Consider the following 12,233-nt stretch of genomic DNA (forward strand, 5'->3'; position numbering starts at 1 on the left):
TAGCTGCATTGCAGCGGGAGGTGAACCCGCGCATGCCTCGGTCCGTCGCGTCAGCGCGCGCTTCGGCCCAGCGGCTCGGCGAACAGCTCGAGCAGCCTCTCGTACAGCGCGCGCTTGAAGCCGACGATCGCATGCGGCAGCTCGTCGGGCTCGGCCCAGCGCCAGGCGCGGAACTCGGGTTCGGGCGTCGCGATGTCGATGTCGCGCTCCTCGCCCTCGAAGCGGAAGGCGAACCAGCGCTGGCGCTGCCCGCGATACTTGCCGCCCCACACCTTGCCGATCATGTCCTCGGGCAGGTCGTAGAGCAGTTCCTCGGGCGCCTCGCCGATTAGCGACACCTTGTCGGGCCGCACGCCGGTTTCCTCGCGCAGCTCGCGCAGCGCCGCGGCGAGCGCGTCCTCGCCGGGATCAATGCCGCCCTGGGGCATCTGCCACGCCTCCAGCGTCGAATCGATGCGCTGACCGACGAACACGCGGCCGTCGCGGTTGATCAGCATCACGCCCGCGCAGGGCCGGTAGGGGAGCTCGTTCATGCGGTCTCTCCTACGCCTGCCGCCGGCGAAGTCGAGAGTCCCGCCGCCTGCGCCATCACGCGATCGGCTTCCGCCTCGGTGACGATCTGCCGCAGCGCGACCAGCGCCCCGGCCAGGTCGCCCTGGCTCGACGGGATCGCACGGCGCAGGTTGAGGAAGCCGTGGACGTTGCCGCGCGCCTCGCGGAACACCACCGGCACGCCTGCTTCGGCGAGTGCGGCGGCATAGGCGCGGCCCTGATCGCGCAATGGATCGAGCCCGGCGGTGAGCACCAGCGCCGGCGGCATCCCCGCCATGTCGCCCAGCAACGGCGAGGCGCGCAGATGCGCGGACTCGGCCCGATAGGCTGCGCCGAACCAGGCGATCGACTCGCGGGTGAGCAGATAGCCGTCGGCGAACTGCGCGAACGACGGATAGTCGCGGGTCGTATCGGTGAGCGGATAGAGCGGCCAATGCGCGAGCACCGGCACCGCCGCGGGCCGGTCGCGCAGCGCCATCGCCGTGACGATCGCGAGCGTGCCGCCCGCGCTGTCGCCGGCGAGCACCAGCCCGGTGATGCCGTGGCCGAGCGTCTCGCCCGCCTCCGCCAGCCAGCGCGCGGCGGTCTCCGCATCTTCGGGTGCGGCGGGCCAGGGGTGCTCGGGGGCGAGGCGATAGTCGAGCGCCACCACCGGCAGGTCGAGCATCCGCGCGATCTCGGCGCAGGCGCTCGCATGCGAATCGAGATCGCCGATGACGAACCCGCCGCCGTGGAGGAACAGCAGCGCCGGTCCCGGCTCGCGCTGCGGCCGCGGATCGAACAGCCGCGCGGCGAGCGTGCCGTGGGGCGAGGGGATGGCGAGGTCGCGGATCACCGCCAGCGTGCCGAGCGGCAGGTCGGCGACGTCTTTCGTCGCGTTGAGGTGCGCGCGCGCCGCGGCCGGCTCCAGCTCGTGGATCCGCGGCCCCGGCATCGTTTCCAGATAGCCGAGGAAGGCGCGGACGTCGGGGCGGACGAAGACTTCGGACATGCACGGCTCCTGGGGGCGCGGCGTTGCGGCGGCGCGGGCTGCGCCTACCTATGGAGCGTGATCCGCGTCGTCCACCATCCCGACTATGTGGCGCCGGCCCCGGCGCGCAGCACCTATCAATGGAACAAGAACGGACTGGTCCGCGACCTGCTGCGCCAGCACGACGCCGCGATCGAGTGGCACGTGCCCCAGCCGATGCCGCGCCGCTGGATCGAGGAGGTGCATACGCCGGGCTATGTCGCGGAGGTGTTCGACCTCGCCGTGCCGGCGGACAAGACGCGGCGGATCGGCTTTCCGGTCACGGCCGAGGTGGCGCGCCGCGCGCAGGCGGTGCCGGGCGGGACCTATTGCGCCGCGCTGCTCGCGTTGCGGCACGGCTTCGCCGCCAACACCGCGGGCGGCAGCCACCATGCGCTTGCCGATACCGGCGCGGGCTTCTGCGTGTTCAACGATCTCGCCATCGCCGCCAACCGGCTGGTCGCGGAGGGGACGGCGGCGCGCGTGCTGGTGGTGGATTGCGACGTCCACCAAGGCGACGGCACCGCCGCGCTGCTCGCCGGACGCACGGGCCTCGCCACCTATTCGATCCACGCCGACAAGAACTTCCCCGTCCGCAAGGCGACCTCGACGCTGGACGTGCCGCTGCCCGACGGGGTCGAGGACGACGCCTATCTCGCGACGCTTGCCGAGACGCTGGTGCCGCTGGTCGACGCCTTCGCTCCCGACCTGATCCTCTACCAGGCGGGGGTGGACCCGTTCGTAGGCGACCGGCTCGGTCGGCTGGCACTGACCCGAGAGGGGCTGGTGCGCCGCGACCGCTGGATCGCGACGCTCGCGCGCGACCGTGGCGTGCCGCTCGCGAGCGCGCTCGGCGGCGGCTATGGCGACGACGCGATGGAGGTCTCGCACCGCCATGTCGCCTCCATCCTGGCGTTGGGCGGGGTGTTCGGCTGAGCGCACGCGTCGCGATGGCTTGCGGGAAGGCGAAGGAGGTGCATGTAGGCGCGATGCACGCTCCCCGCGCTTCCGCCGCCGTTTCCGTTCCGCGCGATCCGCTTCGCTGGTTCGCGCCGCTGTTCGCGCGCATGCTCGACCGCATCGACGGCGCGCTTGCCGAGGGAGCGATCGAGGCGACGCTGCCCGACGGAAGCAAGCGGCGGCTGGGCGGACACGGGCAGGGCCCCGTGGCGGTGGTGGTGCTCCATCGCTGGCGCGCGATGCTGCGGCTGGCGACCGGCGGCTCGGTCGGCTGGTACGAGGGCTGGGTGGCGGGCGACTGGTCGAGCCCGGATCCGGTGCCGCTGTTCGACCTGTTCATGCGCAACGGCCGCGCGCTCGGCAGCGTGGGGCGGGCGGGGCGGCTGACCGGGCTGGCGCGGCGCGTCGCCCATTGGTCGCGGCGCAACCACCGCGCCAATGCCCGCCGCAACATCCAGTTCCACTATGATCTGGGCAACGACTTCTACCGCGCCTGGCTCGACCCGAGCATGACCTATTCGAGCGCGATCTTCGCCGAGCCGCAGGAGCCGCTGGAGACTGCGCAGGATCGCAAGCTGCAGGAGATCCTCGACCGCACCGCCACCATGCCCGGCGACACCATCCTCGAGATCGGCTGCGGCTGGGGCTCCTTCGCCGAACGGGCTGCGCGGGCGGGGCGGCGGGTGCACGGCCTTACCCTGTCGGCCGAGCAGAAGCGCTTCGTCGAGCAGCGCGTCGCCGCTGCGGGGATCGAGGGAGTCGAGGTCTCGCTCACCGATTATCGCGATGCGACCGGCCGCTACGACGCGATCGCCAGCATCGAGATGGTCGAGGCGGTGGGGCGCGAATATTGGCCCTCCTACCTCGACACGATCGCCGCGCGCCTGAAGCCCGGCGGCCGCGCCGCGCTCCAGTACATCGCGATCGACGATGCGCTGTTCGACGCCTATGCGAACGGCGTCGACTTCATCCAGGCCTATGTGTTTCCCGGCGGGCTGCTGCTGTCGAGCGAGCGCTTCCGCAGGCTCGCCGAGGCGCGGGGGCTTCGCTGGCAGGATGAGCATCGCTTCGGGATCGACTATGCCGAGACGCTCAAGCGCTGGCGCGACGCGTTCGATGCGGCGGTGGCGGCAGGCACGCTTCCCGGCGACTTCCCGGCCGGCTTCGTCGAGCTGTGGCGCTATTACCTGATGTACTGCGAAGGCGGCTTCCGCGGCGGCGGCATCCACGTCGCGCAGGTCACGCTGGTGAAGGAGGGGTAGCCTCGCGCGCAGGCGCGGAACGGGATCGCTCAGCCAAATGGCATGCCGTCATGCCAGCGAAGGCTGGCATCCATTCGCGCGGCGCCCGCGCTTCCAGCCGGTGCGGCAATGGATCCTGACTTCCGTCAGGATGACGATCGGGAGCCGTCAGTCGACGCGTTCGAAGTGCCCGGTCTCGAACCCCGCTTCCATCAGCGCGGCGATGCGGTCGGCGACCACTTCGGGCGGCTTGACGCTGTCGGGGGCCTCGCCCGGATAGGCGCGCGCGCGCATCTTGGTGCGGGTGGCGCCCGGATCGACGATCGCGGTGCGGATGGCGGTGAGTTGGCGCACTTCCTCGCCGAACGCGGCGAGCAGGTTCTCGAACGCCGCCTTGGACGACCCGTACAGCCCCCAATAGGCGCGGGGATTGCGCCCGACGCTGGAGGTGAGGCCGATCACCCGCGCCGCCTTCGCCTGGCGCAGCATCGGCCCGAACGCACCCAGCAGCGCCGCCTGCGCGGTCACGTTGAGCGTGAACAGCTTCGACATTTCCTTGAAATCGATCGAGTTGACCGGCCCCAGCGTGCCGAGCATCGCCGCGTTGAGCACCAGCATGTCGAGCGCCTGCCAGCGCTCGCCGATCGCGGCGGCAAGGCGCACGACGCCGTCGGGCTCGGCCAGGTCGAGCGGCGCGATCGTCGCGCTGCCGCCGGCGGCGTGGATCGCCTCCTCGACTTCCTCCAGCCCGCCCGGCGTACGCGCGGTGAGCACGACGTGCGCCCCCTTGGCGGCCAGCGCCAGCGCGGTCGCCGCGCCGATGCCGCGGCTGGCCCCCGTCACGAGCGCGAGCTGGTCGGCGAACGGCTTGTCGGTCATCGCAGGTCCTGTGTCGGGAAGAGGGGCAGGGCGCGCCGGCGATCAGCCGACGCGTTCCTCCAGCATGGCGAGCTGGTCGACCGAGCGGGTCTCGTCCTGGTCGGTGAGCGGCGTCGGATAGTCGCCGGTAAAGCAGGCATCGCAATACTTCGGCCGCACCGCCGCGCGCTCGGCCTCGCCCAGCGCCTTGTAGAGGCCGTCGATCGACACGAACGCCAGGCTGTCCGCCTGGATATATTCGGTCATGCCGCCCAGATCGAGCTTGGCGGCGAGCAGTTTGGCGCGCTCCGGCGTGTCGACGCCGTAGAAGCAGCTGTGCCGGGTCGGCGGGCTGGCGATGCGCATGTGCACCTCGGCCGCGCCGGCATCGCGCATCATCTGCACGATCTTGAGGCTGGTGGTGCCGCGCACGATCGAGTCGTCGATCAGCACGATCCGCTTGCCCTGGATCAGCGCGCGGTTGGCATTGTGCTTGAGCTTCACGCCCAGATGGCGGACCGCGTCGGCAGGCTGGATGAAGGTGCGCCCGACATAGTGCGAGCGGATGATACCTAGCTCGAACGGGATGCCCGACTGCTGGGCATAGCCGATCGCCGCGGGCACGCCCGAATCGGGCACCGGGATCACCAGATCGGCGTCGACCGGGTTCTCGATCGCGAGTTCGGCGCCGATCGCCTTGCGCACCGAATAGACGGAGTTGCCGCCGGAGATCGAGTCGGGGCGTGAGAAATAGACGTATTCGAAGATGCACGGCCGCGCCGCATTCGGCGTGAACGGGCGGATCGAGCGCATCTCGGTGCCCTTGACGATCACCAGCTCGCCCGGCTCGACGTCGCGGACGTACTCGGCGCCGACTACGTCGAGCGCGACCGTCTCCGACGCGAAGATCACCGAGTCGCCCAGCTTGCCCATCACCAGCGGACGGATGCCGAGCGGATCGCGGCAGGCGATCATGCCCTCCGGGGTCATGCAGATCAGCGAATAGGCGCCCTCGACCTGCTTCAGCGCGTCGATGAACCGATCGAGCAGCGTCCGATAGTTGGACGTGGCGACCAGGTGGATGATCACCTCGGTATCCGACGTCGACTGGAAGATGGAGCCGGTCCGCACCAGGTCCTTGCGCAGCCGCAGCGCGTTGGAAAGGTTGCCGTTGTGCGCCACCGCGAAGCCGCCGCTTGCCAGCTCGGCATAGAGCGGCTGCACGTTGCGCAGCGCGGTCTCGCCGGAGGTGGAGTAGCGGACGTGGCCGACGGCAGTGGACCCCGGCAGCGCCTCGATCACCTCGGGCCGGTCGAAGTTGCCGGCGACATGCCCCATCGCGCGGTGCGTGTGGAACTGCACCCCGTCGAAGCTGGAGATGCCGGCGGCCTCCTGGCCGCGGTGCTGCAGCGCGTGGAGGCCGAGCGCCACCAGTGCCGCGGCGCCGTCCGAACCGGAAACGCCAAAGATGCCGCACTCTTCGCGCAGCTTGTCATCGTCGAAAGGATTGGTGCTGAACATCGGCCCCACGGGGTTCGCTGATATGCGAGCGCCATATAGGGATCGGAATTGCGGTTGTCGCCCTTTTGTCACGAAGAATGTGTCGCAGCCCGCGATTGCGGCCCCGTCGAGCCCCCGGTAAGCCGCCAGCATGAGCGCGCGCGACACCGGCTTCACCCTCGATCCCAACTACGATGCGGCGGGGCTCGTCACCGCGGTCGCGACCGATGCCGCGACCGGCGAGCTGCTGATGGTCGCGCATATGAATGCCGAGGCGCTTGCGGCCACGCTGGCGAGCGGCGAGGCCACCTTCTGGTCGCGCAGCCGGGCGAAGCTGTGGAAGAAGGGGGAGACCTCCGGCAACGTCCTGCGCGTCGTCGAGGTGCGGATCGATTGCGATCAGGACGCGCTGTGGCTGCGAGTCGAGCCTGCCGGTCCCGCCTGCCACACCGGCGCGCGCAGCTGTTTCTTCCGCCGAATCGAGGACGGCCGGCTGGTCGCGGCCGAATGAGGCGCGCGGCGCTTGCGCTCGCGCTGGTGCTCGCCGGATGCTCGGGAAGCGAGGACACGCCGAACGTGGTGGCGCCCGACCTGGAGAGCGTCGCGATCGAGCGGGGGGTGGTGCGCGATCCCGACAGCCGCGAGGTTGCGGGCCTCTATGCCCGCGACGGCGACCGGCTCTGCCTCGTGCCTGCCGGCGAGCGGCTGCGGATCGGCGCCTTCCTGCTCGACGAGGGCCGGCTCGCGTGCAGCGCGAGCGGCACCGCGGAGCGTACGCGCGACGGACTGCGCATCGACTTCGGCGAGGGGTGCCGCCTGGAGGCGCGAGTGGACGACGGCGCGATCGCCTTTCCGGCCAAGCTGCCGCCGGAATGTGCCCGGCGATGCGCTCCGCGCGTATCGTTCGCCGGTCTCCGGGTCGAGCGGTTGAGCGACGCGGTATCGGAGGCCGGCGCGCTCCGCGATCCGCGCGGCCGCGCGCTCTGCGGGGGCTAGGAGGCGGCGGGTGTCGGCGACGCCGCGGCGGTCGGTCGCGATGCCGGCTTGCGGCGCACGCCCTCCAGCACCGCGGGGCCGGCTTCGGCCGAGAGTGCAGGTCGGGCGGTCGCGATGGGCTGCGGTGCGCGGCGCATGCACTGGCTGCGCGGACGCTCGAACTCGGTGCAGTTCCATAAGGTGCGCTCGAGGTTGCGCGGTCGGTCGCGAAGGTAGCTGAACGACATCGACGCGAGCTGCGGCGCCGACAGCGCGCCGCGCGCGCTCGCCGGCAGGTCGTCGCGGTCGGTCCAGCCCATGAACTTGCAATAGGGCCGCGCGCCGCACGCCCGCGCCGCGAGCAGCGGGAAGGTCGCGGCATCCTTGGCATCGACGTGGATCAGGAAGGCGTTGGGATCGTCGGCCGAGGCGCGGATCGCCGATTCGGGCAGTGCCATCGCCTTCTGCATCGCCAGCGCCTGCTGCTCGGCGGCGAGTACCTCCGGCAGCTTGTGCGCGTCGAAATGCGCGGCGAGTTGCGTCACGCGCGGCTCGCTGCCCGTCGCGGCGAAGCGGAAGGCGGGCGGGGTGCCCCACCAGCCGGTCCAGCGGAAGAACAGGTGGGTGTGGACCGCGGCCAGCTTGTCGAGGCTGGAGCTCCAATAGGGCACCACCCAGTCGGTGTGATAATGCGTCGCCCAGCCGACCGGCTTGTAGACGCTGCCCGACAGTGCCGCGTCGGCCACTTTGCGCGCGCGGGTCCAGAAGGGTTCGGAATACCAGCGGGTGAGCGCGCCGTCGCAGGTGAAGGTGAACTGGCAGCCGGTGCTGCGCTCCGATCCCTGGAACACCACGCCGCAGACCGTCTTGGGAAAGGCGGGGTGGCGGACGCGGTTGAGCACCACCTGCGCCACCGCCTGCTGCCCCGCCGGATCGTCGCCCGCCTCGTAGAGCACCGCGGCGGCAAGGCAGTCGCTCGCCCGCGCGCGATCCTCGGCGCTGCCGGAGAAGCGGAACGGCCGTGCCGCCGGGTTCGGGCCGCCGACGAAAGGGATGGTGGCGTTGAACGCGCGGGCGTCGTCCGCGGGCAGGTCCCGCAGCGCGATCGGCTCGACCGGCGGCAGCTCGGCCGGGGTCAGCACGCGCTGGGGCGCCGTGGCGCGGGGCTGCCGCGGATCGGAGTGCGGCGGCAGCGGCGGGGCGTGCTCGACCAGCCATGCCGGCACCAGCACCGCCGCCAGCGCCAGCGCGACGAGCCCTGCGTCGAGCGCGCGCGACCCCGTGCCCAGCGGCGCCTGCACGCCTGAGACCTCAGGCGCTGCGGCGCCGCCGGATACCACCGGGCGTATGGCTCAGCTTTCCGGCAGGAAGTCCGGCACGGAGAGATAGCGCTCGCCCGTGTCGTAGTTGAAGCCGAGCACGCGGGTGCCCTCGGGCAAGTCGGACAGCTTCTGGAGGATCGCGGCGAGCGTCGCGCCCGACGAGATGCCGACCAGCAGCCCCTCTTCGCTGGCCGAGCGACGCGCCATGTCCTTGGCGACGCCGGCGTCGACCTTGATCACGCCGTCGATCGCCTGGGTATGGAGGTTGGCCGGGATGAACCCCGCGCCGATGCCCTGGATCGGGTGCGGACCCGGCTGGCCGCCCGAGATCACCGGCGAGAGCTCGGGCTCGACCGCATAGACCTTGAGCTTGGGCCAGCGCTGCTTGAGCGTCTCGGCCACGCCGGTGATGTGGCCGCCGGTGCCGACGCCGGTGATCAGCACGTCGATGGGGCTGTCGGCGAAGTCCTCCAGGATTTCCCGCGCAGTGGTGCGGACATGGACGTCGACGTTCGCGGGGTTCTCGAACTGCTGGGGAATCCAGGCGCCCGGCGTCTGCTCGGCGAGCTCCTGCGCGCGCTCGATCGCGCCCTTCATGCCCTTCTCGCGCGGGGTGAGATCGAAGGTCGCGCCATAGGCGAGCATCAGCCGGCGGCGCTCGATCGACATGCTCTCGGGCATGACCAGTACGAGCTTGTAGCCCTTGACCGCGGCGACCATCGCCAGCCCGACGCCGGTGTTGCCGCTGGTCGGCTCGATGATGGTGCCGCCCGGCTGCAGGTCGCCCGAGGCTTCCGCCGCTTCGACCATCGCCAGCGCGATGCGGTCCTTGATCGACCCGCCGGGGTTGGACCGCTCCGACTTGATCCACACCTCGGCGTCGCCGAACAGCCGCCGGATGCGGATGTGGGGGGTGTTGCCGATCGTCTCCAGGATGGTGTTGGCCTTCATGCTGCCTTCTCCTTGACGGGGGTGAACTCGAGCGTCTCGGGCGGGTCGAAGGTGCGCGCCCGGCGAAGCTCGGGGAAGATGCGGGCCCACAGGGCCGTGACCAATATGGCGCCGATGCCGCCGGCGACAACCGCGGCGACCGGGCCCACGGCGGCGGCGAGGAAGCCGGACTCGGCCTCGCCCAGCTCGTTCGACCCCGACACGAACAGCGTCGACACCGCGCCGACGCGGCCGCGCATGTCGTCGGGCGTGTAGAGCTGGATCAGCGACTGGCGGACGTAGACCGACACCATATCGGCCCCGCCCAGCACGAACAGCGCGGCAAGCGCCAGCAGCACGGCCGGCGCGGTGTCGTGCCCGATCGCCTCCTGCCCGAACAGCGGCAGCAGCGCCGGTGCGCTCAAGCCGAAGGCGACGGTCGCGCTGCCGAAGATCGCCACCGCCAGCAGCATCTTCACGCCGACGTTGGTGGTCAGCGGCCGCCACGAGAACCACAGCGCCACCGCGATCGCGCCGACCGCCGGCGCTGCGCGGAGATGGCCTAGGCCGTCCGCGCCCACCTGCAGGATGTCGCGCGCATAGACCGGCAGCATCGCCGTCGCGCCGCCGAGCAGCACCGCGAACAGATCGAGCGAGATCGCCCCCAGCACCAGCCGGTTCTGGCGGACGTAGGACAGGCCCTGCAGCATCTGCCGGAACGGATTGGCCGCGCCGCGCACCGCGGTGCGGGGTACCTTGCCGATCAGCGACAGCATCAGGAAGGCGAAGCTGAACAGGCAGGCTGAGACGGTGTAGGGTAGCCAGTGGCTGGCCGCGTAGAGATAGCCGCCCATCGTCGGGCCGAGAACGGTGCCGGCCTGCCAGGCGATGGAGCTCATCGCGATCGCGGTCGGCAGCACCGCCTTGGGCACCAGATTGGGGGCGAGTGCCTGGAGCGAGGGGCCGGCGTAGGCGCGTGCGACGCCGAGCAGCGCCGCGACCAGGAACAGCAGCGGCAGGGTGACGTGCTCGTGGTAGCTCGCGACCGCCAGCGTGATCGCGCATCCCGCCTCGATCGCGACCGATCCGCGCGCGATCCAGCGGCGATCGACCCGGTCGGCGACCCAGCCGGCGACCAGCGACAGCGCGAGCAGCGGCAGGAACTGCGCGACGCCGATCAGCCCCAGGTAGAAGGCGGATTCCCGCACCCCCATCGACTGGCGCGCGAGGTCGTAGACCTGCCAGCCGATGACGATGACCATCGACATCTGCGCGAGCGTCGTCGACAGCCGGGCGAGGAAATACGCCCGGAAGTTGTGGATGGAGAACGGGTGGGGAGTGGCGGCCATGTCCCGGCCTCTATGCGGGGGCGTGGCCGCGGGCAATCAAGCTTTGCTTGGGGTCCCCCGGGGCGGACGCGCGGCGGGATGCCGCCGCGCGTCGCGCGTCAGAAGTTGCCGATGCCCGGCGTGGCCGCTGCAATCGCCGGATCGCCGAGAAAGGCGAGCAGGTCGTCGGTCAGGCGATCCTGCTCGGTCGCGAACAGGCCGTGGGGCGCGCCGTCATATTCGATCAGCTTGGCACCCGGGATCGCCGCTGCCGCGGCGCGACCGGTGGCGTCGATCGGCACGGTGTTGTCCGAGGTGCCGTGGATGACCAGCGTCGGCACGGTGAACGACGCGAGGTCGGGGCGGAAGTCGGTGAAGCCGAACGCCTCCGCGCACGCCAGCGTCGGCTTTAGACCCGCCTGCTGGGTGAGGTTCCACGCCCATTGCAGCCGTTCCTCGCTCACCGGGCTGGTGATGAAGCCCACGCCGAAGAACTGGTCGAGGAAGGTCGCCATGAACTTCGGGCGGTCCTCCTGCATCTGCTCGGCCATGTCCTCCAGCTGCGACTGGGGAACGCCTTCGGGATTGTCGTCGGTCTGGAGCATGTAGGGCACGACCGAGCTCACCAGCACCGCCTTCGCGACGCCCTTGCCGCCGTGGCGCGACATGTAGCGCGCGACCTCGCCGCCGCCCATCGAGAAGCCTACCAGCGTCGCGCCCGAGGTGACTCCCGTCGCTTCGAGCACGTCGGCGAGGTCGTCCGACAGCGTGTCATAGTCGTAGCCCGACCAGGGCTGCTCCGACCGGCCGAAGCCGCGGCGGTCGTAGGCGATCACGCGATAGCCGGCGTTGGCGAGTGCGAACGCCTGCGGGTCCCAGCTGTCCGACGACAGTGGCCATCCGTGGATCAGCACCACCGCGGGGCCGCTGCCCCAATCCTTCACGTACAGCTTCGTCCCGTCGCGGGTCTCGATCATCGGCATGGGCGAATCCTTTTTGCACAAGCGGCCGGCGCGGACGCCGGCGGGAGGGAGATCAGGCGAGCGGGACGTCGGCGACCTTGTCGGCGTAGTCCGCCTTCGGATCGGCACCGAGCAGGATCTTCACGCCCGCGAACAGGCTCGACTCGTCGAGCCAGATCTTGGCGTGCTCGGTGTCGAGGCGGATCAGTTCCAGCTTGGGATCGTCCTTGCCGCCTTCGAACCAGGCAGCGACGAAGCGATTCCACAGCCTGTCGATCATCGCGCGGTTCTGCTCGACGACCAGATTGCCGTGGATGCTCGCGAAGACCTCGTGATTCTTCGACGCGAAGTGCGCGGTCGCGCGCGTGCCCTCGCGCATTTCCTTGACCAGCGTGTTGTCCTTGGTGGTGAAGAACCAGATCGGCCCATGATCGACGTCGCCGTCGGTCTGGCCGGTCATCGGCTGGGCGTGCCCGTCGCCGACGCCGTCGATGCCGAGCATCAGCGTGCGGTCGGACTTGAGGGCCTTCCAGAACTTGGCTTCGATTTCCTGGGGGGTCGGCATTCGGCTCTCCTGAGGTTCGCCGCGCCAACGG

Annotated in this window: 13 protein-coding genes; 4 read left to right on the top strand and 9 right to left on the bottom strand. The window is 70.7% G+C overall.

Annotation, left to right across the window (positions count from 1 at the left end; translation table 11 throughout):
- Positions 1-50: 50 nt before the first annotated feature.
- Positions 51-533, bottom strand: a complete 483-nt coding sequence (locus ACBY01_RS03675) for an RNA pyrophosphohydrolase (RefSeq protein WP_416459414.1) — start codon at positions 531-533, stop codon at positions 51-53.
- Complete coding sequence (locus tag ACBY01_RS03680; protein WP_416459415.1) at positions 530-1,543, bottom strand: alpha/beta hydrolase; 1,014 nt, start codon at positions 1,541-1,543, stop codon at positions 530-532. Before ACBY01_RS03680 ends, ACBY01_RS03675 begins: the two co-directional genes overlap by 4 nt.
- A 57-nt stretch (positions 1,544-1,600) precedes the next feature.
- On the opposite strand from ACBY01_RS03680, the gene ACBY01_RS03685 reads away from it, so the two are divergent.
- Positions 1,601-2,497 carry a histone deacetylase family protein gene (locus tag ACBY01_RS03685; protein ID WP_416459416.1) on the top strand — a complete coding sequence of 299 codons (897 nt, stop codon included), beginning with the start codon at positions 1,601-1,603 and terminating at the stop codon, positions 2,495-2,497.
- A 53-nt stretch (positions 2,498-2,550) separates the two neighbouring features.
- The gene (locus ACBY01_RS03690) at positions 2,551-3,783 is read left to right on the top strand and encodes a class I SAM-dependent methyltransferase (RefSeq protein ID WP_416459417.1); all 1,233 of its coding nucleotides are present in this window, start codon (positions 2,551-2,553) and stop codon (positions 3,781-3,783) included.
- A gap of 147 nt (positions 3,784-3,930) precedes the next feature.
- Here the strand turns inward: ACBY01_RS03690 and ACBY01_RS03695 are convergent, their stop codons facing one another.
- Together ACBY01_RS03695 and purF are read right to left on the bottom strand one after the other, a co-directional pair.
- Positions 3,931-4,641: an SDR family NAD(P)-dependent oxidoreductase gene (locus ACBY01_RS03695; RefSeq protein ID WP_416459418.1), complete on the bottom strand. Its 711-nt coding sequence runs from the start codon at positions 4,639-4,641 to the stop codon at positions 3,931-3,933.
- A 42-nt stretch (positions 4,642-4,683) separates the two neighbouring features.
- Positions 4,684-6,141 (bottom strand): amidophosphoribosyltransferase, encoded by a 1,458-nt coding sequence (gene purF / locus ACBY01_RS03700; RefSeq protein WP_416459419.1) that lies wholly within the window; start codon positions 6,139-6,141, stop codon positions 4,684-4,686.
- A 130-nt stretch (positions 6,142-6,271) separates the two neighbouring features.
- Here purF and hisI point away from each other — a divergent pair, with 130 nt between their 5' ends.
- Positions 6,272-6,631 carry a phosphoribosyl-AMP cyclohydrolase gene (gene hisI / locus ACBY01_RS03705; RefSeq protein ID WP_416459420.1) on the top strand — a complete coding sequence of 120 codons (360 nt, stop codon included), beginning with the start codon at positions 6,272-6,274 and terminating at the stop codon, positions 6,629-6,631.
- On the top strand, positions 6,628-7,116 hold the full coding sequence (locus ACBY01_RS03710; protein WP_416459421.1) for a hypothetical protein: 489 nt from the start codon (positions 6,628-6,630) through the stop codon (positions 7,114-7,116). Before hisI ends, ACBY01_RS03710 begins: the two co-directional genes overlap by 4 nt.
- Here ACBY01_RS03710 and ACBY01_RS03715 read toward each other — a convergent pair.
- From ACBY01_RS03715 to ACBY01_RS03735, 5 genes are all read right to left on the bottom strand, one after another.
- Entirely contained in the window at positions 7,113-8,396 is a 1,284-nt protein-coding gene (locus tag ACBY01_RS03715; protein WP_416459422.1) for a cell wall hydrolase, read from the bottom strand. The two genes, ACBY01_RS03710 and ACBY01_RS03715, sit on opposite strands and share 4 nt — an antisense overlap.
- A gap of 51 nt (positions 8,397-8,447) precedes the next feature.
- Complete coding sequence (cysK, locus tag ACBY01_RS03720) at positions 8,448-9,368, bottom strand: cysteine synthase A (RefSeq protein WP_416459423.1); 921 nt, start codon at positions 9,366-9,368, stop codon at positions 8,448-8,450.
- A complete protein-coding gene (locus ACBY01_RS03725; protein WP_416459424.1) occupies positions 9,365-10,696 on the bottom strand; it encodes an MFS transporter in 1,332 nt (443 codons plus the stop codon). Before ACBY01_RS03725 ends, cysK begins: the two co-directional genes overlap by 4 nt.
- A 98-nt stretch (positions 10,697-10,794) precedes the next feature.
- Positions 10,795-11,658, bottom strand: a complete 864-nt coding sequence (locus tag ACBY01_RS03730) for an alpha/beta fold hydrolase (RefSeq protein WP_416459425.1) — start codon at positions 11,656-11,658, stop codon at positions 10,795-10,797.
- Positions 11,659-11,710: 52 nt separating this feature from the next.
- Complete coding sequence (locus ACBY01_RS03735; RefSeq protein WP_416459426.1) at positions 11,711-12,202, bottom strand: pyridoxamine 5'-phosphate oxidase family protein; 492 nt, start codon at positions 12,200-12,202, stop codon at positions 11,711-11,713.
- Positions 12,203-12,233 lie beyond the last annotated feature (31 nt).

The organism is Sphingomonas mangrovi, from assembly GCF_047975845.1.
GTDB lineage: Bacteria > Pseudomonadota > Alphaproteobacteria > Sphingomonadales > Sphingomonadaceae > Sphingomonas.